Below are 25,449 nucleotides of genomic sequence, written 5' to 3' on the forward strand. Positions count from 1 at the left end.
ACCACGTTAATTCTGAAACACGAAGTCCTCAAAGAAGCCTATGTCGGATGCTTTCATTATAAAAAGAGCCATGACAAAATTGTCATGGCTCATCCTAACCATAAAAACTGATTAATTACCGCCGTAAACCAAGGCTCTTAATCAATTCACGGTACCGCTGAATATCTGTTTTCCGAAGGTATGCTAACAAGTTCCGCCGGTGACCAATTTTCTTCATTAGTCCCCGCTGAGATGCATAATCCTTCTTATGGTTCCGAATATGCTCGTTCAATTCATTAATATCTGCCGTTAAAACAGCAATTTGAACCTCAGCAGAACCAGTATCGCCCTCATGCCGGGCGTACTTCTTCATAATTTCGTTCTTCTTCTCCTGTGAAATAGCCATAAAGCTGTTCCCACCTTTCTGTATTAGTGAAACCCTTAACCGAGTAAAGCGTCGGTGAGTTAACGGTAAACTAAGTCAGGGTCTATGCTTTCCGCACTCCATTAGTCTATCGAAAAAAGCTAACCATTGCAAATGATTTTATTAATCTTCATTGAACAATATCTTCTCGGAATAAACATTGCATTACCATGACACCTCTTGTATAATAGTTCCTGTTGAATTTTCATGATATTTATTATCGTAATTATCGCGCAAGCGGAGGTGACACCATGCCAATCATTAAGTCAGCTATTAAGCGGGTTAAGGTAAGCGAACAGGCAAACGCCCGGAATGCACAACAGTTAAGCGCTATGCGGACGGCCGTTAAGAAGTTCGACAAGGCCGTTATGGCAAATGCAGCCAACAAAGATGAACTTTTTAAGGCTGCTGTTTCAGCGGTTGATTCTGCCAAGGCTAAAGGCCTGATTAAGGCAAACAAGGCTGCCCGTGATAAGTCGCGGATGGCTGCTCGCCTTGCAAAGTAACATGGCTATAACTAAAACGGAGATGATTCATCACGAATTGTCTCCGTTATTCATATGACTTAAAAAAGGCTGGAACGTATGAGTTCCAACCTCTTTTTTATTCCTAGATCTTCTAATGCCAAAATAAATGAGCGCAACAAAAGCTCGAAAATTCTCGAATTATATTATATAATTCGGTGGTTTTCAACTTTTGTTACACTCGTTTCCTTCATATACCGTTTATCATTGTCTAATACTCATTTTGCTTGGACAGGAATTACACGCATTAAAAACATTTGAAATAACAATTTTGGATCCTGTTGCGTTGTTTTTAGGCGTTCATCAATTATTAACAGTTCGTGATATCCCTGAACTAATACCTTAAAGTGTAAATGACTAACATGCTGAAGCGCAAGCTTAACTCTATACGGATGAACCTTTAACGTCTTAACAATATTTCCTTGATCATATCCATTTCGTTTAAGAATTGCAACCTGGAGAAGCAGCCGAAACTGTCCAAGTAAAACCGCGTTAATTCGAACGGGTTCTTCCCGGTGGGCAATTAAATTTTGATAAATTTGAAGTGCATTCCCTCCCTGTCCTCGAAGCACCGCATCGGTTAAATCAAAAACATCCTCTTCAAGGTTAGCAGGAATCATCCCCACAACATCATTTCGAGTAATTATCCCATCATTACTCTGTGCAAGCAAAGCCAACTTAGTAAGACTGGCCATTACCGCCGCAAGTTCATTTCCGACTCGGTTCATAAATAATTGTCTAACTTGTTGATCAGCAAATGCCGCATTGGTTTGCCTGAGATGAGCATCGATTCGTTGACGCAAGGCTTCCGCACTTAACTGCTCAGTTTCAACAACAACCGCCGCTTTTTTCAAAGTCTTAACAACTTTTTTACGTCCATCAAGCTTAGACGCCGAAACGAAAAGGACGAGCACTGATGTTGGCTCGGGGTTAATAACATAATCCCTTAATTCAGTTACGTTGTGCTCAACCTTTGATTTTACCCCATTAGTAGCCAAAAAATCCGCTCGGTTAGCAATAATTACCCGCCGTTCACCCATAAAAGGTAAATCACGGGCGGCAGCAACCGCATCTTCAATTGGCGTTGTCGCCATATCATACTGTGCTAGGTTAAACCCCTGCTCCTCGGTAGGAATTAGGGAAGCAAACAGCTGATGAATCTCATCAATCTGATATTGCTCATTACCAGTAATGAGGTACACCGGCGCTACGGTTCCACTTTTAATATTTTTTTGTAATTGTTCGCTATCCACAAATTCCCCTCCTTCGAGTAACTACCGTTTTAAATTTTACCCTGTTTAACCATCGCCATTCAAGCTTTACCATGCCATCATGACTTGTCATAAAGACTGGTACCTGATGCTGCGCTAACGTTTTAAGGGTTACTGGTGCGGGATGACCGTACCGGTTGTTTTTACCAACTGAAATAACCGCTAACCGCGGATGGGTTTGGGTAACCAACTTTGGACTGGTTGCCGTTTTACTTCCATGATGCCCACACTTCAAAACATCGATTTGTAAATTCGGATAAGTTTGGATAATTTTTTGTTCTTGCGATTGTTCTAAATCACCACTAAACCAACACTTTATTCCGTGAAAATTAGTTATTACCGTGACTGACGACGAATTGTCCCCATTGCTTTGAGTAGGAGGCCATAAAACCGTCATGCCACACAACTGTGAAGCGTTACGCGTTGTTAAGGGGATCAGTTGAGTGGAATTAAATGTAGCCTGTTGTACTTCCACTTTAAAACGGCGTTGTCGTTCCATACCCGCAGGAACAAAAAGCCGACGAACTTTAATTCGGTGACTTAACGCCGGAAAATTACCAATATGATCCGTATCCTTATGCGTTAAAATCAATTGATCAATCTGATTAATCCCCCGACTTAGTAGGTAGTCACCCACAGCCTGAATTTCTGGTGTTCCCTGACGATAATGGCGCCCCCCAATTCGGCCACCAGTATCAATCATCGTAATGTTATGGCTGGTTTCACTTCTAATTAAACTACAATCTCCCTGACCAACATCAAAATAAACGATTTCATCTGATAAAGGGGCCCTGATAACTAGCCATTGGATTAATAGGCAACTTCCAAGAAGCACGTACCGCCACCAACGTTCAGGCGGCCACCGCAAACAACCAATTATCCACCCAACACAAAATATTACTGCTGGTCGCCCGACCGTAATGATAGTTGAAAGCGTACTAAGAAAACCAATTCCAGCGGTAATCAACCTTAAAATTTCAACGGCAACGCCTTGCAAGCCAGGAAAGACTACTCCTAATACCGTTACCGGAACAATAATCACATTAAAAACAATCGTTCCAATAATAGCAAGCGGGACCGTTAATAGATTGAATTGAAAGGTATGCCATAAGATTAGTGGTAACCCTAAGATATTAAGGGCCATATTTAATCGAAATACCTTCAAGTGTAACTCAGCAAAAATAATTAGTCCCAACGTTAACAGGTAGCTTAATTGTACCCCCATTTGAAAAATAGCCGCTGGTGACCACAATACATTTCCAGCTAGCACTACTGCCCAGCTTTCAATTCCATTAAACACGCGCCGGCCTTTCCAATAAACAATATCCATCAAGAAAACCATGAGCCCCGCTCGGACTAATCCAGGACTACTACCACCGATTACCACCCACAGGGGTAGTCCTCCAATAAAAAACCACCTTTCCCACTGAGATGTTCCCCCTAATAATCGGACTAATCGGCTAACTAACCACCGAATCAAAAAAACATGGTATCCTGACAAACAGAACAAGTACAACATCCCTAATTGCCGCACTTGATTCGTTAATTCGGTATTTTCAAGCTTCCCTGTCAATAACGCCAGTGCAAACCATCTAAGTGGCTCATTAAGACAGCTACAATACCTAATTAATGCTCCCCGAAACGCTTTAACGTAATCTACGCCTATTTTCAAAGGAGTAGGAATAAAACGACACCTATTAATTTTAAGGTCATTCACAATTCCCCGCGCTTGCGCTTCAAGGCGCCAATCATGTTGGGCTTCGTTAGTTGGTACCGCAATTGCTTGAACCGTTCCATCAAAAACAACAGTGTATTTTTTATCAGTGGAAATATTATGACATTGTTGACTAACCCTTCCCTTGATGCGCTGATGTCCTTCTTGCCACCATCCCGTAAAGGTAATCACCCTCCCCATCTGAGTGATTTCATCGCCCGATACAACGACATGGTTTTGTATTATATTATGCGGATTTGTCATTCGCATCAGTTGATGGTGGTGTAATCGCTGATTAATAACAATACTCCCAATAACAAGGCATCCTACTGACCAAAACAATATACCTGAACGCCGCATAAACAGAATTCGAACCTGCCATAACCCCAAAAAAGCTAATCCTAACCAAGACCATCGCACTAGTATCCAGGCTAGGAGGACAATATCAACACAACTGACTAATATAAAGCGTTGCGCATGATAATTAATCGGTTAATCCTTTATCCGCCAATACAGTTTCCAAATAGTGCATATCTACTTGAACCTGATTAACGGCAACCTTTTTTAAGGATAAAAGTCGCATTGCATATGGGTCGTTATGGTAGTTTCGCAGATAGAAGATTCTGTTAATTCCCGCTTGCAACAACATCTTTGTACACTGAAGACACGGAAAATCAGTTACGTAAATATCAGCACCATCAGTACGTACACCAAATTTAGCACACTGAAGTACGGCGTTCATTTCCGCATGAATAGTCCGCTGACAGTGACCATCAACAAGGTAACAATCGTCGTCAATGCAGTGTGTATCTCCCACGACCGAACCATTATAACCGCCGGCAATAATTCGGTGATCACGAACTAAAATTGCTCCTACAGATAATCGCTTACATGTGCTCCTAGACGATAGCAAAACAGCTTGCAACATAAAGTATTGGTCCCACGGAATTCGTTTTACCATCATTGATCGCTCCTTCATAATCTTCTTGGTGCTAGTATACACCCTGCTGGAATTGTTTAACCCTCCACCGTAAGTCGTGGCGCTAATGCACTAATTGATTTAGGGCCAAATCCTCCAACACGCTGAAGATCACTAACCTTAGCAAATGGCCCGTGTTCTTCCCGAAATTGGACAATTTTTTGTGCCTTCTTTGTTCCAATTCCATCAACTGTCATTAACTGCTCAGCAGTCGCGCTATTTAAATTAACTGGTGCTGTTTCGCTAGTGGAATTCGTAGTTGCCAAATCACCTCCGACAGGACTACTCTTTTCACCCTTTCGGGGAACATACACCATCATCTGGTCACTGATTTTCTTCGCGAGGTTAACGCGAACGCTATCTGCCTGGCCATTCATCCCACCAGCCCGTGCAATTGCATTTACTACCCGTTGCCCACTCGTAAGCCGAACAACGCCCGGGGAATTAACCGCTCCCTCAACATCAACAAAACAATCCAACCGTTTTTTTAATACGTGGGAACGACCAAGCATTTCTTTAGTTGATTCTTTGGTTGCTGCTAATGGTTCAGGTGATCCCTTTTTGATTTCACTGTTCCACTTTACAACTCCCAACAAAGCTATCACAATAACAAGAAAAAGAGTAAATATAACTAAACGAAAACGCTCAAAAAAATCAATAAGTCGTTCCCATAATTCCATCATTCATCATCACCCCCTCACCTTATAACTAGGAATAAAAATACGGAATCTCACCAATTAAGGTGAAATTCCGTATTTTTTAGTGGCGATTCAAATAACGGATAGCATCCCGAACATTTCTAACCGGGACAATCTTCATCGGGGTTTGAATTTTACGAGCCATCGCTCGTGCTTCCTGGTAGTTATTCTGAACATGGGGATCAATCCGTTTTACTACCGCCGGCGTCGGATTATTAGGAACAAAGAAAATTTGCGCTCCTGCGCGGCTTGCCGCAACAACTTTTTTGTCAACACCACCAATGTCGCCAACCGCCCCGCTCGCGGTAATTGTCCCGGTTCCGGCAATTCGTCGGCCCTTCGTTAGGTCTTTTCCTGTTAACTGCTGATACATTTCAAGGGTTAACATCATCCCCGCTGATGGCCCCCCAATGCGTCCCATATCAGCTTTGATTTTAACAGGAGTTCGGACCGTTGAGCGGTTAGCTAGTTCAATCCCAAGCCCCGTCCTAGAAGTCCCCGGAAGCTTAATAACCGGTCCGGTTACCCGATGTTTTTGTCCGTTTCGCAGGTATGTAATTGTTACTCGTTGGCCAACCCGCTGGTTTCCTAAAACCCGTTGGAATGCCGTTGCGTTGGAGTAGTGCCGCCCGTTAACAGCGGTAACTGTATCTCCCACCCGGAGTTTCCCGTTAAACTTAGACTGCTTCATCACCTGCATTACGTAAATTCCAATGTATCGTTGCCGTACTGGAAGATGAGCAAGCCGCAATGATACGTACTTCGCCTCATTCACAGCATCACTCATATAATACTGCTGTACCCGGTTAAACTGCGCATTATTGTTTCCAGCAAGAACACTTTGACTAGTATCCCGCTCAGCAAAAGGTGAAAAATAACTCAGTGTATAAGTCATTGGCGTAGCCCGGATCATACTTACATACACAAGCATTAACGCGCCGTGAGGCTGTTTCTTGTGATTGTCAACGTGGACGTACTGGGCAATATTTTGCGCTGCTCCCGGAAACTCAATGTATCGGGGAACCGGAGCTACCAAAAAAATGATTGCCATTGTAATAGCACAGATCCACGTAAAAACATTGCGCCGCCGTTTAATTTGTTCGTTCATTATCCCGCATCCTTCCTAAGGCTTCCACAACAACCGGAGGAACCAATCCCTTAGGATCACCCCCAAACCGAATGATCTCACGAACTGCGCTTGACGAAACAAACGTTAGTTGTGGTTTACTTGGAAGCAAAACCGTTTCAATTGTGGGATCAAGGTGGTAATTGACCGCTGCTAAATTTCGTTCAAATTCATCGTCTTGCGTATTCCGAATTCCCCGAACAATTACCTGCGCGCCAACTTTCCGGGCAAAGGCAACCGTTAATGCATCCGTTGCGGTAACCGTTACGTTAGGTAGTACTGCTATCGCTTTTTCTACCAGTGCAACCCGCTGCGCAACGGAAAGCCATCCGTGCTTATCAGGATTATCGGCTACCACCACAACAACCGAAGAAAAAAGATGGCTTGCCCGCGTAATTAAATCAACATGCCCCACCGTAATGGGGTCAAAGCTTCCTGGAAAAAGCGCTTGCATGACTATTCCTCCCCAAACCGGTAAATCGTTACCTGCGTTATTCCGTAATTAGCACGCTTGACGCCCGTGAACCCGGCAAACCAGAGAGGTAAATGTGCTTCCTGGTTTGTTTCACACACAATCGTTGCTGCCCGTGAGAGAAGGTGCCCGTCCTGCAGCTGCATCATCATCTTAACGATTTGTTGCTGCTTATACGGCGGATCAAAAAAAACCAAATCAAACTGTTTATTTTTCCGCGCCAAAACCTGAATTGCACGAACAGCATCATTTTTATATACATTAAACCGTTCCGGATGCTTCGTCACGGCAACGTTATCCCTAATCGTTTTAATCGCCTGGTATTGATGATCAATCAACGTGGCTGTCGTGATTCCACGGGAAACGGCTTCAATACTTAATCCCCCGCTTCCAGCGAACAAATCCAACGATTGTCCCCCGTTAAAATACGGTCCGATCATATTGAACATTGCTTCCTTAACCTTATCGGTAGTTGGCCGCGTCTTCATTCCAGGAACAGCCTTCAATCGTCTACCACCATATTCACCCGCAATAATTCGCACTACTGATCCCTCCCCCGTTGTTCTGTTGGCCAAAATGTTACCGGAGCAAGGGGATTTTCTTCCCCATCAACCAACGCTGCACGGAGTTCATGCTGAACGGATAACTGAATCCGCCGCACAAACCGTTGTTTCTTTAACCGGCTAACGGTTTGATCAATTTGGTCCTGATTAATATATAGAACCGCATAATGCATCCGCGGAGAAACGTAGTGCACAGTCCCAAAGCGTCGCAACTGCCGCACCTGGCGCATCCCCCGAAAATATACAATTATCCCCTGCCGTTGTGGAACCGAAAGTGTCATACAATCGTCTCCTTCTTTATTCTTAACTTCTATTTGATATACCGGGCAAGATCCACCTCGTTATCACGCCGTTCATTTGCAGAAATATTCATTACCATTCCCAGAGCCATTGATAGAACTAACATACTCGATCCTCCATACGAAACAAACGGTAACGTTACTCCCGTAATTGGAAGTAAGCCGTTAACCGCGCCAACGTTAAACAGAGTTTCGACGAGCATAAACATTCCAACTCCGTAACAGAACAACGTGTTATATCTAGTCTTTGATCGAATTCCAATTAAAAAGATCCGGGCAATAATCCACGCAAGTAGTCCTAAAACAACTAGTACACCAACTGCGCCAAGCTCTTCAGCAATCACCGCAAGAATAAAATCGGTGTGTGGTTCAGGAAGATATCCCCGTTTTTGAATTCCATTTCCAAGACCTAACCCAAACATTCCTCCGTTACTGATTGCATACAAGGAATTAACAAGTTGCTTTCCACTACTCTGAATCAACTTAAACGGCGTAAACTGTGCCTGAAAACGGGCTGCAACGTAGCCAATTTTAGGAATTGATTTAATAATTCGAACAAACCAATCAAACCGGAAAAGCTGCATTCCAACAAACATTAACGCTAAAATACCACCTAATACTTTAAGCCCTCGCTTAGAGTCACTCAAACTGGCACTATAAATTGTAATTACAATCATAAAGTTAATGATTGTCCCCCCAAAATCAGGCTCAATCAAAATTACCAGCAAGAGTAGTCCTACCTTTAAGTATAACCGGCGCATATTAACTGGCTCTAACCCGAGCTGTAGTTTCTTCTGGCGTTTAGTAAACCAATAAGATAAGTACATGATAAGGTAAAGCTTACATAGTTCAGAGGGCTGAATATTAATAATCCCCAAATTAATCCAACCGTTTGCTCCGTTAACCGCCCGTGATAAAATCTTAGCAAACAGTAACAGCCCAAGTACTAGCCAGTACCCAATATTAACCATCTTCTGATTAACCCAAAAGCGGGGATTTAAATGGACCATTAACGCAAGTAAAAGAACACCCATCACAACGTAAATCAACTGCTTATCCATGTATGTTGTCGTTGCCAATCCCATGTAGGTCAAGTCAACCGAACTGGCAGAATAAACCATAATGACCCCGATTAAACACAAAATAATATATGGAATAAACAAATAATAATCAAAATACTGAAATTTAGCCCGAATATTGGACCGCATTGTTTCAAAGTTGTTCATGTTTGGCTCAACTCTCTTTAATTATCCTAGTTCAGCAGTCCAATGACCGCCACTCCCGCTAATTATAGCATACAGAATCGTTTCACCAACTACCGCTCATCAGATGAGACAAAATATCAATAACTATTCCCGCTCATCACGCCCGCTGATTGGGGGCCTTGCTTTTGCATAATAACTATTCAAACAATGCAGCCAGAGTGAAAGCAGCAAACCGAACAAATCACAAAAGGTCGATAAGATGGATGACAAACTTTCCCCAACCTACTTGGGATTACGGAAAGAACAAGGAGGCTGCGCCTTCTGTCACAGCCTCCTTTTCCAGTAAATTTACTGATTATTTTTTATCGCTCGTCGCCTTCTTAGCCTGCTTAGCGGCCTTTTCCCGCATATTTGTCTGCAGGATCTTTTTGCGGAGCCGAATGCTTTCCGGTGTAATTTCAAGCAGTTCGTCTTCGTTCAAGAATTCGAGAGATTCTTCCAGTGAAAGGTGGGTTGGCTTCTTAATCGTAGCCGTCTGATCCTTGGCAGCCGCCCGGACATTCGTTAGATTCTTCCCCTTGGTAATATTGACAGAAATATCCCGCTCCCGGGAAGATTCCCCCACAATCATTCCTTCATAAACTTCCGTCCCTGGGTCGACAAAAATTGTTCCCCGGCCTTCAACCCCCATAATTGCGTAGGTTGTGGCCTTTCCTTGATTAATTGAAACCAAGGCACCGTTCCGCCGCCCAGGTTCCCAGTTACGGATAACCGGTTTGTACTCGGAGAATGTATGATTATAAATTCCATAACCCCGTGTCATCGACAAAAACTGAGAGTCGTACCCAATTAACCCCCGGGTTGGCGCGGTAAACTCAATCCGCGTTGTCCCGTTAGCACCGGTTTCCATGTTAGTCATTTCGCCCTTCCGCTGGGCCATTGAATCAATCACAGAACCAGAATACTCATCCGGCGTGTCAATCGTAACACTCTCGAACGGCTCACATAACTGACCGTCGATCTTCCGGTAAATAACCTTTGGCCGGGAAACAGCAAGCTCAAACCCTTCACGCCGAAGCGTTTCAATTAAAATTGACAGGTGGAGTTCTCCACGACCAGAAACTATCCACTCGTCCGGCTGTTCCGTGTCCTCAACGCGCAAAGAAACATCCGTTTGGAGCTGCAACTTCAGCCGGTCTTCCAACTTCCGACCCGTAACGTTTTCCCCTTCACGCCCAACAAACGGTGAATCATTTGTCTTGAAAGTCATCTGTAGTGTTGGTGGGTCAATTCGAAGAACCGGAAGTGCCTCAGGATGATCGACCGGGCAAACCGTCTCCCCTACGAAAATATCATCCATCCCAGAGACAGCGATTAAATCGCCGGCCTTCGCTTCGTTGATTTCCAACCGTTTTAGCCCAAAGAATCCGAATAATTTCGTAACCCGGAAGTTCTGCTGGGTTCCATCCAATTTCATCACCGTAACCTGGTCTCCAACCTTAATCTTGCCGCGAAAAACCCGGCCAATACCAACCCGGCCCACAAAATCATTGTAATCTAACATTGCAACCTGAAACTGCAGTGGTTCGTCAGAATTGTCAACCGGTGCCGGAATTGTGTCCAAAATTGTATCAAAAATCGGGTCCATAGTGTGTTTTTGCGTCGATGGATCCGGATCCATCGAGGTCGTACCGTTAACAGCCGAAGCGTAGATCACCGGGAACTCTAACTGGTCCTCATCCGCCCCAAGTTCAATGAACAAGTCAAGCACCTCATCAACAACTTCCTCTGGTCGAGCTCCTTCCCGATCGATCTTATTAATAACAACAATTGGCGTTAAGTGCTGTTCAAGGGCCTTCTTCAGTACAAACCGGGTCTGTGGCATTGTTCCTTCGAAGGCATCAACAACCAGTAAAACCCCATCAACCATTTTCATGATCCGCTCAACTTCACCACCAAAGTCAGCGTGCCCTGGAGTATCAAGAATGTTAATCTGCTTATCCTTGTACTTAACGGCCGTGTTCTTGGAAAGAATCGTAATCCCGCGCTCTTTTTCAAGTGCGTTAGAGTCAAGGGCCCGATCACCGATTTCCGTGTGTTCATCTAACGTGTCGGACTGCTTCAACATCTCATTAACAAGCGTCGTCTTCCCGTGGTCAACGTGGGCAATAATGGCGACGTTCCGAATATCATCACGTAACTTCAAGCTTGCTCTTCCTTTCGTTTTTAATGACGTATTTACGTCATAACATCTCAGTTTAATTTTACATTGTCCGTTCGTCGGACTCAATACATAGTGAGCGTTTTTATTAAAAAACGGGGACTATTCCCCGTACATTATTCGTTGAATTGCCGGCCATGCCGCCGGTGTCGTTACTGCCAAAGAAATTGCTTCTAATTTTGCTGGCCTGTTATCAAGCAATCCCACCTGCAGACCAGCTCCCATCGCTAGTGCCACTCCCGGTAAAAAATCCCACGGTTTAAGCTTAGCCATGTATAAGATACACCGTCCCGTCAACAGATGGATAAAACTAATCCCCGCACTGCCAAACACCCGCAATCCAGAACTCGCGTTAATTATCGCTTTGCTGTGCGCGTAATCATTCAAGATAAACCTGTTACTAACCTGAACTAATCCATCTTTGAGGGAAACATTTTCTGGGGTAGCTAATTGCTGCTTATTACGGTAAACGGCCTTTCCTGGGCCTCCCCAAAACAATTCATTTCGGGGAACATCAAGGATATACCCCCGCACAAGCCGACCATTAACGAAGAGTGCAATCATCGTTGCAAAGTCTGTCCGCTGCCGGACAAAGTTCATCGTTCCGTCAATCGGATCAATAACCCATAGCATTCCCTGTCCTGGTACCAGTGCTGGGTGATGCTGCGCCTCCTCCCCGAGGATCACGGATGCCGGAAAGATTGCCTTAATCCGCTGATAGTAAAACTGCTCCACCTGCCGGTCCATGTTAGTTACTAGGTCATTCCGACTGGTCTTAGTCGTAACGGTCAGTGTACACTGCATCCCCGTAAGGATTATTTCCCGTGCCCGTTGCATCCAAGAATAAACAAGTTCATCAATTTTTGCCAACTCCATCCTAGTCAACCCCGATACTTAATTCTTTTCGTTGTTTGCTGCTGCGCATCCTTAACCGCCCGGTAGATGCTGTAACCCGCTTCCTGTTGAAACGCCCGGTCAAGCTGTTTCTGGGCCATAATTGTTGGCTCAACTCTACGAAAAGCAGCATATGCTACCAAAAAGTCTTCCCGGTTAACACCGCGTTCATAGTACTGCTCCACCAAAGCGTAAAAATTAGTTACCGTAATTACTTCGGCAGTCGTCCATTCCGGAAAAAGCGGGTAATTTACAACCATGCGTTTACTCATTCATCCCACCTACCTTTGCGTGTATGCCACGATTGCCTGGGTAACAACCGCCTTAATTCGAGCCAACTGTTGCTCCTCATCAGCCGTCATTGCTGGGATTGTAAACGTCGTAATTCCGTTTTGCCCTAATAAAACCGGCGTACTAATTGCACTTGGGGTTGGGGTAATCTCTTCAATGTGGGTAACTGGTGCAATGACAGCGCGCCCAAGAACGAGGGCATTTAGCACAAGCTGAAGTCCCCGAATTTCGGCAATCACGTGGGCTGAATGGGCCAAACTTTGGGAGCGCTGACTAATTGACGCTAACTGATCCGCATTAAAAACTGCATTATCACCATCCACGAAGGACTGCAATGGCACCCCCGAAATTTGGGTCTGGCTCCAACAAATGAACGGATTAGATGTTATGCCATACACGTTGACCGTAATACTCCGGGGCTCAATTCGAAACCGTTTACTGAGGAGCTGCTTAACAATTAACGACTCCGGAAGGGTGCCAATTCCAATAATATTTTCCGGCCGTAAACCCGAAAAGTGCTGCGCTAAATAGACAGGCAAGTAATCATTATTAAACGCTAAGCATACCTTTCCCTTAAAGCCCGCAGCCATCGCCGCATTAATAATTTGCTGTAACCACGCGATGTTCGTTGTTTCATCAGCATCATTCGTTGGGGGAGCAATTAGCAAAACCTCGTAATCGGCATACGCTGGTGCTGCATTTTTATCAAGCACAAACCGGTTGGCAAAAAGGGTATCACTTAGCAACGCATCAACGGTTGCCGCGTTAACCGGTCCGTCTGTGGGGAGAAACCACGTACAGTTGTACCGGAGGTCACTTTGAATGCATGAACGAATAAACGCTGTCGTCACCGCATCGCCACCACAAATTAACACCTTATTTGTCATAATCATCCCTCCTCCCATCAAAACTTCTCGCCTCATTATAACATAGCCGGTTTCCCCCTCTTAAAGTCCTATTTATGGTAAAATGCACGTGAAGAATACTGGAGGGATTACCATGATTACAATGGATACCATTATTCGGGAAGGTAACCCATTGCTCCGCGCCCGCGCGGCCCGGCTTACCTTTCCGCTTAAGGAAGATGAGCGTCAACTTGCTCACGACCTAATGAAATTTTTAGAAAATAGCCAGGATGAAGAGATTGCTAAGAAATATCGGCTTCGTGCCGGAGTGGGGCTTGCCGCTCCACAGGTGGCCGTTTCAAAGCGAATGACCGCTGTCCTTGTTCCCGGGAAAGAACCAGATAAACCCGCTTTCAAACACGTTCTCGTCAACCCTACCATCCTCAGCGAATCTGTTCAGTTAGCAGCCCTTGCTGAAGGCGAAGGCTGTCTTTCGGTTGACCGCGACGTCCCTGGATACGTTCCCCGGCATGCCAGAATCAAGCTTCGCTGGTTTGATCTTGATGGCGAAGAACACGTTGTGCGTCTTCGAAACTACCCAGCAATCGTTGTGCAACACGAAATTGATCATCTTAACGGAATTCTGTTCTTTGACCACATTAACAAGGACAACCCGTTTACCGCTCCTGAAGGAACCCTATTACTTGAATAACACACGCCCCCAATCCCGGATAAATAAGTCTAGGGTTTGGGGGCGTCTCATTATCAATAATTGTTTCATCCTCACGTACTAATGTTCAACCCGGTTAACATCGTCGAGGTATTCCTTTGTCTGCCGGTTAACCACATACGCCACATCAACGTGCAACTCTCCTTTAAGCAACCACATATCAGAAATGACAAATACTGGCATTCCTTGAAAGCCTTCAAGTTGTTGCTGGTAAGCGTACGTGGTTAAAGCGCATGTTAGTTGCCGCCGAAGTTCAGGGAGTTTTATCTCCTTTCCCCCCTGCCATTCAAAAACAAATTCAAATAACATCACGGCTGTTCCCCATACCGCAGTTGTTGTAGAATCAACCTCCCGCAGCCCCCGCAATTGTGGAAAACGAGCTAAAACATTCGTAAGTGCCCCGGTTACAATCTGCTGACTAACAATCCGTAGATGGCGTGACCTCCTGCTTTCCTGGATTTTTTTAATACCAATAAATATCCCTGCTCCACCTAAAACCACAACTATTCCCGCCAAAAGCCATCCCATCTTCCTCACTCCATTCGTTTTAATTAGTTTCATTATAGTCCTTTCTATACTTATCCGTTTGGGTATGCTAGAATAGAAGCTAATAATCATGTTCGGAAACACAATTTAATTACAAGGAGACGATTTAAATGGTTTTTAAGATTTATTACCAGCCAACTAAGACGCAAAATCCTAAACGGGAAAACACCCGTTCCATGTACGTTGAGGCTGATTCAAAGGTTGCCGTAATGAACGCCGTTGAACATCAAACGAACTACAACATTGAACAGGTTGAGGCGCTTGATGACGCAACCCTTGAATACGAAAAACAAAATCCTGATTTTAAGCTTACGGAGTTTAACAAATAATGCGTAAACTTAAGGTAAAGAGCGACGAAGTTGCCGTTTTCGCGATCGGCGGGTTGGGCGAAATTGGGAAAAACATGTATGTCGTCCAATACCAGGATGAAATTATCGTGGTTGATGCCGGGATTAAGTTTCCGGAAGATGATTTACTCGGGATCGATTATGTAATTTCAGACTACCAATACTTGGTCGCTAATAAGGATAAAATTAAGGCTCTTGTCATTACCCACGGTCATGAAGATCATATTGGAGGAATTCCTTACCTTCTGAAGCAGGTTAACGTTCCGATTTATGCTGGTCCCCTTCCCCTTGCCTTGATTAAAAGCAAGTTAGAAGAACATGGCTTAACCCGGACAACGAAGCTGCATGAAATCGACGAAGACACGGAGTTGAAGTTTGGTAAAACTAGCGTTACGTTTTTCCGAACAACTCACTCTATTCCCGATACTTTAGGGGTTGCGGTGCACACTCCTTCCGGAACCATTGTGGTTACGGGAGATTATAAATTCGACCTGACTCCAATTACCAAACAACCGCCGAACCTGCAGCGAATGGCGAAGTTGGGAGAAGAAGGGGTGCTATGTCTGCTGTCTGATAGTACTAACGCCGAAATTCCAAACTTCACCAAGTCAGAACGATGGGTCGGTAAATCCATCCGCCATATCTTTGAAACGGTAACCGGGCGGATTATTTTCGCAACGTTTGCCTCAAACATTGCCCGTATTCAGCAGGCTGCGGATGCAGCGGTAAACAGAGGACGCAAGATTGCCGTCTTTGGTCGGAGCATGGAGGCGGCCATCGTAAATGGTCGTGAACTTGGCTACCTGAACATTCCCGATGATGCACTAGTTGAACCCCAAGAAATCAACCACCTTCCGGCAGAAAAGGTTATGATTCTTTGCACCGGGTCACAGGGTGAGCCAATGGCTGCGCTCAGTCGAATTGCCAACGGGACCCACAGGCAAGTATCGATTCAACCGGATGATACCGTGGTCTTCTCTAGTTCACCAATTCCAGGAAACACACTGAGTGTAAACCGGGTAATCAACGAACTCGAAGCCGCAGGGGCAACCGTTATTCACGGGAAGATAAACAATATTCACGCCTCTGGGCACGGTGGACAGGAAGAACAAAAACTGATGCTTCGGTTAATGAAACCTAAGTTTTTCATGCCCGTTCACGGTGAATACCGGATGTTAAAGATTCACACCGAACTTGCTCAACAGTGCGATGTTCCCGAAGAAAATACGTTTATTATGCGTAACGGGGACGTTCTAGCGTTAACCGCAAATTCAGCCCGTCGTGCTGGCCATATTAGTGCTGGTGATGTGTATGTTGATGGTTCAGGAATTGGTGACATCGGGAATGTTGTTTTGCGGGACCGTAAAATTCTCTCGGAGGACGGGTTAGTGGTCGTTGTCGCTACCCTTGATATGAAAAACCATCGTGTTCTGGCGGGGCCTGACCTTCTTTCGCGAGGATTTATTTACATGCGTGAGTCTGGCGAGCTAATCACTGCTGGCCGACGCAGAATTTACCGGACAATTAAGCGCTCCTTTAAGGGCGAAAACGTTACGGTTAATGCGCTGAAAAACGCCATTACAGCTGACCTTCAATCGTTCTTATACAACAAAACAGGGCGCCACCCGATGGTACTCCCAATGCTTGTAACCATTTAATTGCAAGTTAAATGTTCTGGGGTTAGAGGAAAAGCTCTAACCTCTTTTTTTGAATAAAATGATTTTTAGACAATAAGCGTGGTGAAAGTACGTAAACTTCCATCACGCTTATCTTTTATTATGCGAACCTATTACTAATTAACCGTCTTTACCGTTTGGGGAGTAATTCCCTCCATGCCAATCATTGGATCAATCGTTTCATTTGTGATCAATGCTGTTGTTAGTGTAAACGCCGCCTCTGCGGTCTGTTCTGCTTCTGTTTGTTGCTTATCAACAGGCTGAAAATCCTGCCGCGGCTCCTCCTCTCCCTGGAGATATGCGTGCAACCGGTCCGGAAGTGCCGTTAACCGGTCCAGCCCAGGATTAACCACGCTTTCATGAAAAGCCTGGGGATCACCAAGTAAAATTAATTTCTGTTTTGCCCGGGTAACCGCAGTGTACAGTAGGTTCCGCGCAAGCATTCGGTGAAACTGACGAACCAACGGCATAATGATAACCGGAAACTCACTTCCCTGCGCCTTATGAATCGACATACAGTACGCCAATTGAAGGTGGTGCCAATCTTCCCGTCCAAGTTCAACCTCCCGGCCGTCGAAGTTAATGGTCATTACAGCTCCTTGTTTTTTCTTCGCATCCGCTGCTATTAAACTAATGATTGTTCCAATATCGCCGTTATAAATTTCCTTATCCGGATTATTAACTTGGTACAATACGCGGTCCCCAATTCTAAGCTCTTGGTCATTTACCACCACGTTTTTTTGCCCCGAATGTTGTGGATTAAGCATTTCTTGAAGAGCATGATTAATGGCAATAATCCCTGCTGGCCCCCGGTACATGGGGGCTAAAACCTGAATATCATCCGCAACAATTCCTTTTTGAAGGGCAATTGCCACAACTTGTGTAATTAACGGCGTTACCTGGTTGGCCGAACACACGGTAAACGACCGGTCCTGCTGCTTACTTAAAAAATCAGCGGGAAGCCGCCCGGCCTGAATCTCATGCGCAAGCGTAACAATTGCTGACCCCGCTTGTTGCCGAAAAATTCTGTGTAATTCTGCCCGCGGAATTTCCGCATTTGCGAGGAGGTCATTAAAAACCTGTCCCGGGCCAACGGACGGTAACTGATCCTTGTCACCAACAAAAAGTACCTGCATGTTATTCGGAATACTTTTTACCAACAATCGCATCAATTCCGTATCAACCATTGATGTCTCATCAATAATTAACAATGCCCCGCTTAATTCCTCCACCTCTTCTGGAAGCCGACTTCCCCGCCCGGTAATCCCTAACAAGTGGTGGATTGTACAAGCATGCAAATGGGTGGCTTCACTTAAACGGTTAGCCGCCCGGCCAGTTGGCGCCGCAAGTAAAATTGGACTAGGCCGTCCCGGTTTTGCATCCAAATCGTCCGGGTCAAGGTCATGAATCATCGCAAAAAGGGTTAAATAACCATTAATGATCGTGGTTTTCCCGGTTCCAGGACCGCCAGTAAGGATAAAGCATTGATGTTGAATTGCCTCCTTAATCGCGACCCGCTGATCATCACTGTATTCAATCTCAAGGTGGCGCTCCACTCGGTTAAGCTTCTGGTCAATTCCGGTCACCTTTTTCGGACGCTGATCAAGCAACCGTTTAAACTGCGCAGCAATCTCAACTTCCGCATCGTAAAGCTGCCGCATAAAAACCCGCCCCTGCTTATCGAGGATAACGTGTTCTGCCTTAATTAACTCCTGAAGGTGCACAGCTAATTTTTGCTCCTCGACGACACCCCCTAACAACTGTTGGGTTGTGATAATCAATTTCCGATCATCAACGTAGGTGTCTCCGTTTACCGCTGCGAGTTCCAACTGGTTAAACAATGCCCCCCGTAACCGGGACGGATTATCCGGTGCCATTCCAAGCTGAGGGGCTAAGGAATCAATTCGCCGAAAACTAACATCGGGGACTTCGATTGCAATCCGGTAAGGATCATCATGAAGAATATCCATGGTTGCTTCCCGAAAATGGTCATAAATTTTGCTAGCTAAACGCCCAGAAAAGCCGTAATTATTAAGCTCAATAACAGCCTGTTCAGCACCATTGTTCCGACGAAGCGTTTTCATCAGCGTTTTCTTTTGCTTTGCAGTTAATCCTAACCGGTTTGCTTGTTCCGGATCTTCCATTAAAACGTTAACCGCATCTGCTCCCAAAACCTTTACAATCCGAGCGGCTGTTTTCCGTCCAATTCCCGGAAAATCTTCTCCCGCTAGATAATCGATTACCCCCGCTTCGCTAGTTGGTGCCGTAGCGGTAACCATTTGCGCCCGAAACTGCTGACCGTACTTCGGGTGAGCAACCAGCTCGCCACTAAACTGATACGTTGCGCCTTGCTGGATAGTCGGCATATCCCCAACAACAGTTAACTCATCGTCATCCCATTTGAAATCTGTGTCAGTCACCGCTACCGCAATTACCTTATAAAATGAATCCGGTGCTGCGAAAATAATATGGGTGATTTTCCCCGTCAGAATGTGCATCCCCTGGTTTTCGCTACTCATCGTTCTTCTCCTGTTGGTGACGAACCGTCTGTTGCATAAATTTTTGGGTATCCGCTAGGCGGGCCTGCATTCGCTCATAAAATGCTGAATTCTGCCGCTTAACAAAGGCAAAGTCTGCTGCCGGATCCTTTCCCTGAACCGTTAAGACAACTCCCCGCTGAAACCGTGCCTGTAAATCCTGCCCATTAACCGTTAATGCTTTCGTATAGTAACTATACGCCTTTTCAAAGTTTCCCAGCGTCATAAAAATATTTCCCATCAATGTCAGGGGGGCACTGTCCCGTTTTAGCTGTTCGCTCGCAGTCAATGCAAATACAAGCGCCTGTTGATATTTCTTTTGAGCATAATATGTTTGGGCAATCATCATGTATGCTTGTCCCTTTAAATATTCATCCCGAACCTGCTGAAACTCTCCGAGAGCTTCTTGGTATAAACCACTAGCGTAATAAACGTTACCTAACCCGTAACGTAGTAAACTTTCAGCATGGTTATCACCGTTAAAATGGCTTAACGCCCGTTTTAACAGTTCCTCTGCCTGCGGATAACTCTGTTGTTCCGTAAGGGCTATCCCTAATTCATAGTACCGCTCAACCTCATCTGGATGTGCATCCACCGCAGCTACCAGTTGTTTAATGGCTTGTTGAATTTGGGCCTGTCTTTCTTTCCGTTCTCCCATAAAATTACCCCTTACACGGTATCACTTTCATCAATTTGCCGGTGTAAATAGCTAGTTTCATTAAAGGCGATGCACTTAAAATGTGCTCCCTTATCGCTCGTTTCGAAAATCGAAGTGCTTGTATTAACTAGGCCTCCCCGTTGACGCAGGTCCGCTAAGGAATAACCTAACAAGTGGCCTAACTCCGCACACAATACCCCCCCGTGAGTAACCACTAAGATGTTTCCCGTAGGAAATTTGCGGGCAATGGCCTGTAACCGGGGAGTCACCCGGTTGATTACGTCCACGTATGATTCCCCACCAATTCGCTCGGTTCGGTACTGATCAGGATGATGGCGGAACGCATTACATTCTTGCGGATACTTCGCTGCTGCCGCCTCAAATGTCATTCCTTCAAGTTTTCCCAAATTAAATTCTTTAAAGGCATCATCAACCGTTAAGGGAATCGTTGTCCCTAAATCGTCGATTAAAATGCGTGCGGTTGTTCTTGTCCTGGAAAGTGGGCTAACGTACGCGTGATCGAAGTGAACGCCCTTTAAGTAGTCAGCTAATTCCTGAATTGCTGTAATGCTTTCAGGGAGTAACGGGGAATCACCCCCAGCTCCCTGGTACCGCCGTTCAAGGTTCCATTGTGTCTTTCCGTGCCGAATAAAATAAAACTTTGTCATACTCTCTCTTCCTTCCGCTTTCATTATCACACATTGCCTGAACTAAAAAAAGCCGGACTTAATCCAGCTTTTCAATACTTCGTTCTTCCCGGCCGCACCTAGATTCCGTGACCTAAAGCCCTTATTAATGGGATTTGTTTCCTTACACATACTGGCGTAATTCACCCTTCCAGTATGCATGATCAATCGTTCCACTTCCCAGACACTCCTCGCCATCATAAAAAACAACTTCCTGCCCAGGGGTGACCGCTCGTGTTGGTTTATCAAATAACACATCAACCTTTGTGCGGTCAGTATTAAAGCGCACGGTTACCCCATCATCTTTCTGGCGATACCTGATTTTAGCTGTACAGTGAAATTCATCCCCACGGTTATCAATCGGCGCAATAAAATTTAACTTCGATGCATCTAATTCATCGGCAAACAATCCTTCGTTATCGTAGCCCTGTCCAACATACAAAATGTTTTTGCTAAGGTCCTTTCCAACGACAAACCACGGTTCGTTACTTGTTCCGTTTCCGCCAATTCCAAGCCCCCGCCGTTGGCCAATCGTATAGTTCATTAACCCGTGGTGTTCCCCCTTTACCTCACCGTCAAAGGTCATAATCTTTCCCGGTTGGGCTGGTAAAAACTCACTTAGAAACTTGCCAAAGTTTCGTTCCCCAATGAAACATACTCCAGTTGAATCTTTTTTATGGGCAGTCGCAAGCCCCGCCTCTTCCGCAATTTGCCGAACTTTGCTCTTTAGCATCCCGCCGATCGGAAAGAGCGCCCGCTCAAGATGGTGCTGTGTTAATTGACTCAAAAAGTAGGTTTGATCCTTGTTCGGATCAGTCCCCCGTAAGAGGTGCACCGTTCCGTTCGCATCCCGCCGAGTTTGCGCGTAATGCCCCATTGCGATGTAATCGGCGTCAAGCTTCAGGGCATAATCTAAAAACGCGTTAAACTTAATCTCTGGGTTACACATTACATCCGGATTAGGGGTCCGCCCTCGTTTGTATTCATCTAAGAAATATGTGAATACCCGGTCCCAGTATTCCTTCTCAAAATTAACCGAGTAGTACGGAACTCCGATTTTATTAGCGACTTTTGCGACATCTTCATAATCCTCTGTTACCGTACATACACCGCTATCCTTCTTTTCATCCCAGTTTTTCATAAAAACCCCCACTACGTCGTAGCCCTCCTGTTTTAACAGGTACGCAACAACGGAGGAGTCCACCCCGCCACTCATACCAACAACCACGCGAGTATGCTGCTTATCCTTCATCTCTCATCACCATCACTTCGTTAAATTCTGAATTAACGGATTGAAGGTCACGTAATTCAGTCTTCCTAATCATAGCACGCTGGCATGTAACTTACTAATTAAAAGAGAAGGTGCCCAAACAAAGAAAACGGACGTAATGAAAACAGTAAACCAAACGCCCCATGAATATTGCCGAGACGGTTTACGATTTTTCATTCAGCCCGTTTATGTTGGCACCCAATAATGCGGAAATAGTAAGGAAAAGATTCCTTATATTACAATTTCCTTACCTGCTAACATTTAGTTAACGCTCCGCGGTCAATTAATTCCTGCAACGTAAAATTTAACTGTTCGAGTTCGGTTGCATACTTCTCAGGTTGCTTAAAAATATTAACCGTTTGCATTTCGTTAGCAGTAACTACCGCCATCTTAAACCCAGTTAAATCTTGATTAACGGTAATTTTAAGCCGCACACTCCGGTTATCAGCTTCATCCGGATTAAGTTTCTGGTTAAGTTGAAACCGACCTGCTTTGGTTGAAACAAACCCAGTATCCCGCAAAGTATACTTCTTAATCGTTGTTGCTAACCCAAATCGGCGTGAATCACCCTTTAATTGAACCTGGTTTTCATATGTCATTTTATTTATCCCCTTTTCATTCGATTAATAATCCGCGCTAATTCTTGGACAACCGTGCTAATCTCTTCTTCCGTGTTCATCGGGCCGAAACTAAAGCGGATCGTTTCGCTTATCCGCGGTGAATCACCATACATTGCCCGTAAAACATGGGATGGTTCTAACGAACCCGCCGTACAAGCTGACCCTGCGGCCACCGCAATTCCAGCCAAATCAAGGTTGGTAATCAATGCATCATTGGGAATCCCCTTGAACCAGATACTTAATACGTGGGGCAAATAATCCACACCAAGCCCCCCATTAATTTCAAAGTCAAGCCCTGCTTCCGTCATTTTATCAATAAGGAATTCCTTTAGGGCCTGCTCATGTTCCCGTCGAGCACGTTTAGTGGTCGAATCAAGCAGTGCAACCGCCTTTGCAAATCCTGCGATTGCCGGAATGTTTTCCGTTCCCGCGCGCCGGTCTAGTTCCTGCTCGCCCCCCTTAATTAAAGGCGGGAAGTTTAAGCCCGTACGCCGGTACAAAAAGCCCATGAATTTAGGCCCGTTAAGTTTATGCGCCGAAGTTGCTAGCAAGTCAATGTGATCACGTTGAACGTCAATATCGAGTAATCCGTACGCCTGTACCGCGTCCGTATGAAACCACGCATTGGTTGGCGCTACGAGTTCGCCAATTTCATGAATCGGCATTCGGGCCCCCACCTCATTATTCCCCGTCATTATGGAAACAAGGATTGTATCATCCCGCAACGCCGCCTTTAAATCATTAATCCGAACCATTCCGCGTCCATCAACCGGAAGGTATGTTACTTCAAACCCGTGACGTTCCAAGTACTGCATCGGTTTTAAAACCGCTTCGTGTTCAACCGCAGTTGTAATGATATGCCGTCCTTCACTTTGACGAGCAAGTGCCGTTTGAAGAATTGCAGTGTTATCGCTTTCGGTCCCACCACTCGTAAAAACAATTTCATCATCCTGAGCAGCATTAACTGACTGCGCAATAGTATGCCGACTGTCATCAAGAATAGCGCGGGCTTCGCGCCCAAACGAATTAACGCTGGATGCATTTCCAAAAATTGTTTTCATCACCGTTGTCATCTGGTCAATCACTGCTGGATCCATGGGCGTAGTGGCCGCATTATCCAAATAAATTCGCTCCATTTTATCAATCCTCCGCCCGCTCAAAGAGATTGAGAATCATCTGGGCAGACCGTTTTCCAGCTTGGAGAATAAACTCATCAAATGATTGGCTTGCTTCTTCATCACCAGTATCCGACATCGCCCGAATGACCACGAATGGTACAGCAAACTGGTGGGCAACCTGCCCTACTGCGGCCCCTTCCATTTCACTACATAAAACATCGGGGTAAAGTTTCTTAATATGATTAATCTGTGCCGTTGAACTGATAAACTGGTCCCCTGAAACAATCAAACCACGCTTAACGGGCATCCCAACGCTCTGCGCCGCACTAACAATTTGGTTCGCCAACGTCGCATCCGCCTCAAAGAAACGCGGCTGATCCGGTAACTGACCAGGTGCATAATTAAAGGCAGTAGAGTTCACGTCATGGTACGCCACCTTTGTCGAGACCACCACGTCACCAACCTTCAATTCATCACCAATTCCGCCGGCCGAACCAGAATTAATTACACAGTCAACCTTAAAATGATCAATCAAAATCGCCGTCATCATCCCGGCCTGAACCTTGCCAATTCCTGATTCAACCATTGCTACAGCATGTCCGTTTAACGTTCCCGTTGAAAACGTTGCCCCCGCAATTACTACATCTTCGCGGCTCACTAGCCGCCGGCGTAACTCCTTAATTTCCTCTTCCATCGCACATAAAATTCCGTACCGCATAATGTGCCTCCTTAAAAATTAACAAACCGCATAAATAAATACGTTAACACAATTAAAATCACAAGCACTAGAATCACCCGGTTAAGTTTGCGTCCTAATCGCCGTGTTTTTTCATCATTAATGGCCTGTTGTTCCGCGAACCGGTGCTCTTTCCTAGTAGGGAGTGGTTCGTCCTCATCAGCTTGCCGGGCCCACTCAGGATTTTCCCGGTGAAAGTGTTCAGCTTGTTCACCTTGCGCTGCATCCCACTCCTGATCAAATTCTTCGTGTTGGCGCCGCCTTAACCGCTCATCGCCCATCAATGGTATCCTCCTTCAACTGCCAGTACCATAAAGCCATGATTGTTTTAGCATCACAGATTAACCCAGTTGCAATTTGCTGTTGCATCTCTGTAGGTGTCAGGGAAACAAGTTCGAGGAATTCATCGTCATCTTGGGGCAATTCATTGGTCACTGCCGCCAACCCCGTAGCGCAAAACAGGGTCATCTTCTCATCAGCAAAACCCGGTGACGTGTAAAACTGAGCAATCTGCTTTAAATGCGCGGCTTTCATCCGCACCTCTTCGTTTAGTTCCCGCTTTGCCGTTTGCAGGGGGTCCTCTCCTGGTTCAATTTTTCCGGCAGGAATTTCCAGCGTTACCTGCCGCAGCGGTTCCCGCCACTGTTTTACTAAGATAATCTTGCCATCTTCTGTAAGCGGAATTAGTCCCACTGCCCCATGATGATGAACAATTTCCCGGTTTGCTGGGCGACCATTAGGGAGGCGCACCTTTTCCAACGTAAGATCAAGAACTGCCCCGTGATAAACTGTTTGCTCACCTTCAACGTGTTCTTTAAAGTTGATTTTCACCGCCACCCTTCGATTAAATTCACCGTTTAATTGTAGCATACCCAAAAGAAAGGTGCGCTAAGATACGTAGCGGAAAGACACAAACGAAACATACAACACAAATTTCCCATCCTCGCTTGCTTCACCGCCACTAGTTCCTTCCCCCAAAACAACAAGGGGGCTAAGACCTACGTCCTAACCTCCTTTTAC

General features: G+C 45.3%; 28 protein-coding genes. 4 read left to right on the top strand and 24 right to left on the bottom strand.

Features of this window, described 5'->3' with window-relative positions; genetic code table 11:
- Nucleotides 1–115: 115 nt before the first annotated feature.
- On the bottom strand, nucleotides 116–385 hold the full coding sequence (gene rpsO, locus ACI3E1_RS01320; protein WP_283581541.1) for a 30S ribosomal protein S15: 270 nt from the start codon (nucleotides 383–385) through the stop codon (nucleotides 116–118).
- Between the two features lie 269 nt (nucleotides 386–654).
- Between rpsO and rpsT the strand changes: the two genes are divergently transcribed.
- Entirely contained in the window at nucleotides 655–909 is a 255-nt protein-coding gene (gene rpsT / locus ACI3E1_RS01325) for a 30S ribosomal protein S20 (protein WP_405023879.1), read from the top strand.
- Nucleotides 910–1,145: 236 nt separating this feature from the next.
- Here rpsT and holA read toward each other — a convergent pair whose 3' ends face one another.
- From holA to ACI3E1_RS01390, 13 genes are all read right to left on the bottom strand, one after another.
- A complete protein-coding gene (holA, locus tag ACI3E1_RS01330; RefSeq protein WP_405023880.1) occupies nucleotides 1,146–2,180 on the bottom strand; it encodes a DNA polymerase III subunit delta in 1,035 nt (344 codons plus the stop codon).
- Entirely contained in the window at nucleotides 2,173–4,302 is a 2,130-nt protein-coding gene (locus tag ACI3E1_RS01335) for a ComEC/Rec2 family competence protein (protein WP_405023881.1), read from the bottom strand. Before ACI3E1_RS01335 ends, holA begins: the two co-directional genes overlap by 8 nt.
- Nucleotides 4,303–4,396: 94 nt before the next feature.
- On the bottom strand, nucleotides 4,397–4,876 hold the full coding sequence (locus ACI3E1_RS01340; protein WP_405023882.1) for a ComE operon protein 2: 480 nt from the start codon (nucleotides 4,874–4,876) through the stop codon (nucleotides 4,397–4,399).
- A 53-nt stretch (nucleotides 4,877–4,929) separates the two neighbouring features.
- Nucleotides 4,930–5,574 (bottom strand): helix-hairpin-helix domain-containing protein, encoded by a 645-nt coding sequence (locus tag ACI3E1_RS01345; RefSeq protein ID WP_405023883.1) that lies wholly within the window; start codon nucleotides 5,572–5,574, stop codon nucleotides 4,930–4,932.
- Between the two features lie 76 nt (nucleotides 5,575–5,650).
- The gene (locus tag ACI3E1_RS01350) at nucleotides 5,651–6,697 is read right to left on the bottom strand and encodes a SepM family pheromone-processing serine protease (RefSeq protein ID WP_405023884.1); all 1,047 of its coding nucleotides are present in this window, start codon (nucleotides 6,695–6,697) and stop codon (nucleotides 5,651–5,653) included.
- A complete protein-coding gene (coaD, locus tag ACI3E1_RS01355) occupies nucleotides 6,681–7,169 on the bottom strand; it encodes a pantetheine-phosphate adenylyltransferase (RefSeq protein WP_405023885.1) in 489 nt (162 codons plus the stop codon). Before coaD ends, ACI3E1_RS01350 begins: the two co-directional genes overlap by 17 nt.
- 2 nt (nucleotides 7,170–7,171) lie before the next feature.
- Entirely contained in the window at nucleotides 7,172–7,729 is a 558-nt protein-coding gene (rsmD, locus tag ACI3E1_RS01360) for a 16S rRNA (guanine(966)-N(2))-methyltransferase RsmD (protein ID WP_405023886.1), read from the bottom strand.
- Nucleotides 7,729–8,031, bottom strand: a complete 303-nt coding sequence (locus ACI3E1_RS01365) for a YlbG family protein (RefSeq protein WP_405023887.1) — start codon at nucleotides 8,029–8,031, stop codon at nucleotides 7,729–7,731. Before ACI3E1_RS01365 ends, rsmD begins: the two co-directional genes overlap by 1 nt.
- 29 nt (nucleotides 8,032–8,060) lie before the next feature.
- On the bottom strand, nucleotides 8,061–9,275 hold the full coding sequence (locus ACI3E1_RS01370) for an FtsW/RodA/SpoVE family cell cycle protein (RefSeq protein ID WP_405023888.1): 1,215 nt from the start codon (nucleotides 9,273–9,275) through the stop codon (nucleotides 8,061–8,063).
- 334 nt (nucleotides 9,276–9,609) lie between these two features.
- Nucleotides 9,610–11,460: a translational GTPase TypA gene (gene typA, locus ACI3E1_RS01375; RefSeq protein WP_405023889.1), complete on the bottom strand. Its 1,851-nt coding sequence runs from the start codon at nucleotides 11,458–11,460 to the stop codon at nucleotides 9,610–9,612.
- 117 nt (nucleotides 11,461–11,577) lie between these two features.
- The gene (locus ACI3E1_RS01380) at nucleotides 11,578–12,351 is read right to left on the bottom strand and encodes an inositol monophosphatase family protein (RefSeq protein WP_405023890.1); all 774 of its coding nucleotides are present in this window, start codon (nucleotides 12,349–12,351) and stop codon (nucleotides 11,578–11,580) included.
- A 5-nt stretch (nucleotides 12,352–12,356) separates the two neighbouring features.
- Nucleotides 12,357–12,641 carry a UPF0223 family protein gene (locus ACI3E1_RS01385; RefSeq protein WP_405023891.1) on the bottom strand — a complete coding sequence of 95 codons (285 nt, stop codon included), beginning with the start codon at nucleotides 12,639–12,641 and terminating at the stop codon, nucleotides 12,357–12,359.
- 9 nt (nucleotides 12,642–12,650) lie between these two features.
- Complete coding sequence (locus tag ACI3E1_RS01390) at nucleotides 12,651–13,547, bottom strand: hypothetical protein (protein ID WP_405023892.1); 897 nt, start codon at nucleotides 13,545–13,547, stop codon at nucleotides 12,651–12,653.
- Between the two features lie 112 nt (nucleotides 13,548–13,659).
- Here ACI3E1_RS01390 and def point away from each other — a divergent pair, with 112 nt between their 5' ends.
- Entirely contained in the window at nucleotides 13,660–14,217 is a 558-nt protein-coding gene (gene def, locus ACI3E1_RS01395) for a peptide deformylase (RefSeq protein WP_405023893.1), read from the top strand.
- A gap of 78 nt (nucleotides 14,218–14,295) precedes the next feature.
- Here def and ACI3E1_RS01400 read toward each other — a convergent pair whose 3' ends face one another.
- Entirely contained in the window at nucleotides 14,296–14,796 is a 501-nt protein-coding gene (locus ACI3E1_RS01400; RefSeq protein WP_405023894.1) for a hypothetical protein, read from the bottom strand.
- Nucleotides 14,797–14,891: 95 nt separating this feature from the next.
- Between ACI3E1_RS01400 and ACI3E1_RS01405 the strand changes: the two genes are divergently transcribed.
- Complete coding sequence (locus ACI3E1_RS01405; protein WP_405023895.1) at nucleotides 14,892–15,110, top strand: DNA-directed RNA polymerase subunit epsilon; 219 nt, start codon at nucleotides 14,892–14,894, stop codon at nucleotides 15,108–15,110.
- On the top strand, nucleotides 15,110–16,786 hold the full coding sequence (gene rnjA, locus ACI3E1_RS01410; RefSeq protein ID WP_405023896.1) for a ribonuclease J1: 1,677 nt from the start codon (nucleotides 15,110–15,112) through the stop codon (nucleotides 16,784–16,786). Before ACI3E1_RS01405 ends, rnjA begins: the two co-directional genes overlap by 1 nt.
- A 134-nt stretch (nucleotides 16,787–16,920) precedes the next feature.
- Here the strand turns inward: rnjA and ACI3E1_RS01415 are convergent, their stop codons facing one another.
- The 9 genes from ACI3E1_RS01415 to ACI3E1_RS01455 form a co-directional block, all read right to left on the bottom strand.
- Nucleotides 16,921–19,323, bottom strand: coding sequence for an ATP-dependent RecD-like DNA helicase (locus ACI3E1_RS01415; RefSeq protein WP_405023897.1), 2,403 nt, complete (start codon nucleotides 19,321–19,323; stop codon nucleotides 16,921–16,923).
- Nucleotides 19,316–19,999 (bottom strand): tetratricopeptide repeat protein, encoded by a 684-nt coding sequence (locus tag ACI3E1_RS01420; protein ID WP_405023898.1) that lies wholly within the window; start codon nucleotides 19,997–19,999, stop codon nucleotides 19,316–19,318. Before ACI3E1_RS01420 ends, ACI3E1_RS01415 begins: the two co-directional genes overlap by 8 nt.
- A gap of 11 nt (nucleotides 20,000–20,010) precedes the next feature.
- A complete protein-coding gene (locus tag ACI3E1_RS01425) occupies nucleotides 20,011–20,667 on the bottom strand; it encodes a histidine phosphatase family protein (protein ID WP_405023899.1) in 657 nt (218 codons plus the stop codon).
- A gap of 142 nt (nucleotides 20,668–20,809) precedes the next feature.
- Nucleotides 20,810–21,937: a tRNA 2-thiouridine(34) synthase MnmA gene (mnmA, locus tag ACI3E1_RS01430; RefSeq protein WP_405023900.1), complete on the bottom strand. Its 1,128-nt coding sequence runs from the start codon at nucleotides 21,935–21,937 to the stop codon at nucleotides 20,810–20,812.
- 272 nt (nucleotides 21,938–22,209) lie between these two features.
- Nucleotides 22,210–22,554 (bottom strand): cysteine desulfurase, encoded by a 345-nt coding sequence (locus ACI3E1_RS01435; protein ID WP_405023901.1) that lies wholly within the window; start codon nucleotides 22,552–22,554, stop codon nucleotides 22,210–22,212.
- Nucleotides 22,555–22,559: 5 nt separating this feature from the next.
- On the bottom strand, nucleotides 22,560–23,711 hold the full coding sequence (locus tag ACI3E1_RS01440) for a cysteine desulfurase family protein (protein ID WP_405023902.1): 1,152 nt from the start codon (nucleotides 23,709–23,711) through the stop codon (nucleotides 22,560–22,562).
- 4 nt (nucleotides 23,712–23,715) lie between these two features.
- The gene (locus tag ACI3E1_RS01445; protein WP_405023903.1) at nucleotides 23,716–24,411 is read right to left on the bottom strand and encodes a 5'-methylthioadenosine/adenosylhomocysteine nucleosidase; all 696 of its coding nucleotides are present in this window, start codon (nucleotides 24,409–24,411) and stop codon (nucleotides 23,716–23,718) included.
- An 11-nt stretch (nucleotides 24,412–24,422) separates the two neighbouring features.
- On the bottom strand, nucleotides 24,423–24,710 hold the full coding sequence (locus tag ACI3E1_RS01450; RefSeq protein ID WP_405023904.1) for a hypothetical protein: 288 nt from the start codon (nucleotides 24,708–24,710) through the stop codon (nucleotides 24,423–24,425).
- Nucleotides 24,700–25,254, bottom strand: coding sequence for an NUDIX hydrolase (locus ACI3E1_RS01455; RefSeq protein WP_405024046.1), 555 nt, complete (start codon nucleotides 25,252–25,254; stop codon nucleotides 24,700–24,702). The genes ACI3E1_RS01450 and ACI3E1_RS01455 overlap by 11 nt, the downstream gene beginning before the upstream one ends.
- Nucleotides 25,255–25,449 lie beyond the last annotated feature (195 nt).

Origin of the sequence: Ligilactobacillus sp. LYQ139, from assembly GCF_045033025.1 — a bacterium.
In the GTDB taxonomy this organism is placed as follows: Bacteria; Bacillota; Bacilli; order Lactobacillales; family Lactobacillaceae; genus Ligilactobacillus.

Excerpts from the sequence above, each read along its gene's own strand:
- rnjA (WP_405023896.1), top strand. The coding sequence starts at position 15,110 with ATGCGTAAACTTAAGGTAAAGAGCGACGAAGTTGCCGTTTTCGCGATC.
- coaD (WP_405023885.1), bottom strand. The coding sequence starts at position 7,169 with ATGCAAGCGCTTTTTCCAGGAAGCTTTGACCCCATTACGGTGGGGCAT.
- ACI3E1_RS01400 (WP_405023894.1), bottom strand. The coding sequence starts at position 14,796 with ATGAAACTAATTAAAACGAATGGAGTGAGGAAGATGGGATGGCTTTTG.
- ACI3E1_RS01450 (WP_405023904.1), bottom strand. The coding sequence starts at position 24,710 with ATGGGCGATGAGCGGTTAAGGCGGCGCCAACACGAAGAATTTGATCAG.
- def (WP_405023893.1), top strand. The coding sequence starts at position 13,660 with ATGATTACAATGGATACCATTATTCGGGAAGGTAACCCATTGCTCCGC.
- ACI3E1_RS01370 (WP_405023888.1), bottom strand. The coding sequence starts at position 9,275 with ATGAACAACTTTGAAACAATGCGGTCCAATATTCGGGCTAAATTTCAG.
- ACI3E1_RS01440 (WP_405023902.1), bottom strand. The coding sequence starts at position 23,711 with ATGGAGCGAATTTATTTGGATAATGCGGCCACTACGCCCATGGATCCA.
- mnmA (WP_405023900.1), bottom strand. The coding sequence starts at position 21,937 with ATGAAGGATAAGCAGCATACTCGCGTGGTTGTTGGTATGAGTGGCGGG.
- rpsT (WP_405023879.1), top strand. The coding sequence starts at position 655 with ATGCCAATCATTAAGTCAGCTATTAAGCGGGTTAAGGTAAGCGAACAG.
- ACI3E1_RS01385 (WP_405023891.1), bottom strand. The coding sequence starts at position 12,641 with ATGAGTAAACGCATGGTTGTAAATTACCCGCTTTTTCCGGAATGGACG.
- ACI3E1_RS01350 (WP_405023884.1), bottom strand. The coding sequence starts at position 6,697 with ATGAACGAACAAATTAAACGGCGGCGCAATGTTTTTACGTGGATCTGT.
- ACI3E1_RS01405 (WP_405023895.1), top strand. The coding sequence starts at position 14,892 with ATGGTTTTTAAGATTTATTACCAGCCAACTAAGACGCAAAATCCTAAA.
- ACI3E1_RS01345 (WP_405023883.1), bottom strand. The coding sequence starts at position 5,574 with ATGATGGAATTATGGGAACGACTTATTGATTTTTTTGAGCGTTTTCGT.
- ACI3E1_RS01365 (WP_405023887.1), bottom strand. The coding sequence starts at position 8,031 with ATGACACTTTCGGTTCCACAACGGCAGGGGATAATTGTATATTTTCGG.
- rpsO (WP_283581541.1), bottom strand. The coding sequence starts at position 385 with ATGGCTATTTCACAGGAGAAGAAGAACGAAATTATGAAGAAGTACGCC.
- ACI3E1_RS01390 (WP_405023892.1), bottom strand. The coding sequence starts at position 13,547 with ATGACAAATAAGGTGTTAATTTGTGGTGGCGATGCGGTGACGACAGCG.
- ACI3E1_RS01420 (WP_405023898.1), bottom strand. The coding sequence starts at position 19,999 with ATGGGAGAACGGAAAGAAAGACAGGCCCAAATTCAACAAGCCATTAAA.
- ACI3E1_RS01445 (WP_405023903.1), bottom strand. The coding sequence starts at position 24,411 with ATGCGGTACGGAATTTTATGTGCGATGGAAGAGGAAATTAAGGAGTTA.
- ACI3E1_RS01340 (WP_405023882.1), bottom strand. The coding sequence starts at position 4,876 with ATGATGGTAAAACGAATTCCGTGGGACCAATACTTTATGTTGCAAGCT.
- ACI3E1_RS01380 (WP_405023890.1), bottom strand. The coding sequence starts at position 12,351 with ATGGAGTTGGCAAAAATTGATGAACTTGTTTATTCTTGGATGCAACGG.
- ACI3E1_RS01415 (WP_405023897.1), bottom strand. The coding sequence starts at position 19,323 with ATGAGTAGCGAAAACCAGGGGATGCACATTCTGACGGGGAAAATCACC.
- ACI3E1_RS01435 (WP_405023901.1), bottom strand. The coding sequence starts at position 22,554 with ATGACATATGAAAACCAGGTTCAATTAAAGGGTGATTCACGCCGATTT.
- ACI3E1_RS01425 (WP_405023899.1), bottom strand. The coding sequence starts at position 20,667 with ATGACAAAGTTTTATTTTATTCGGCACGGAAAGACACAATGGAACCTT.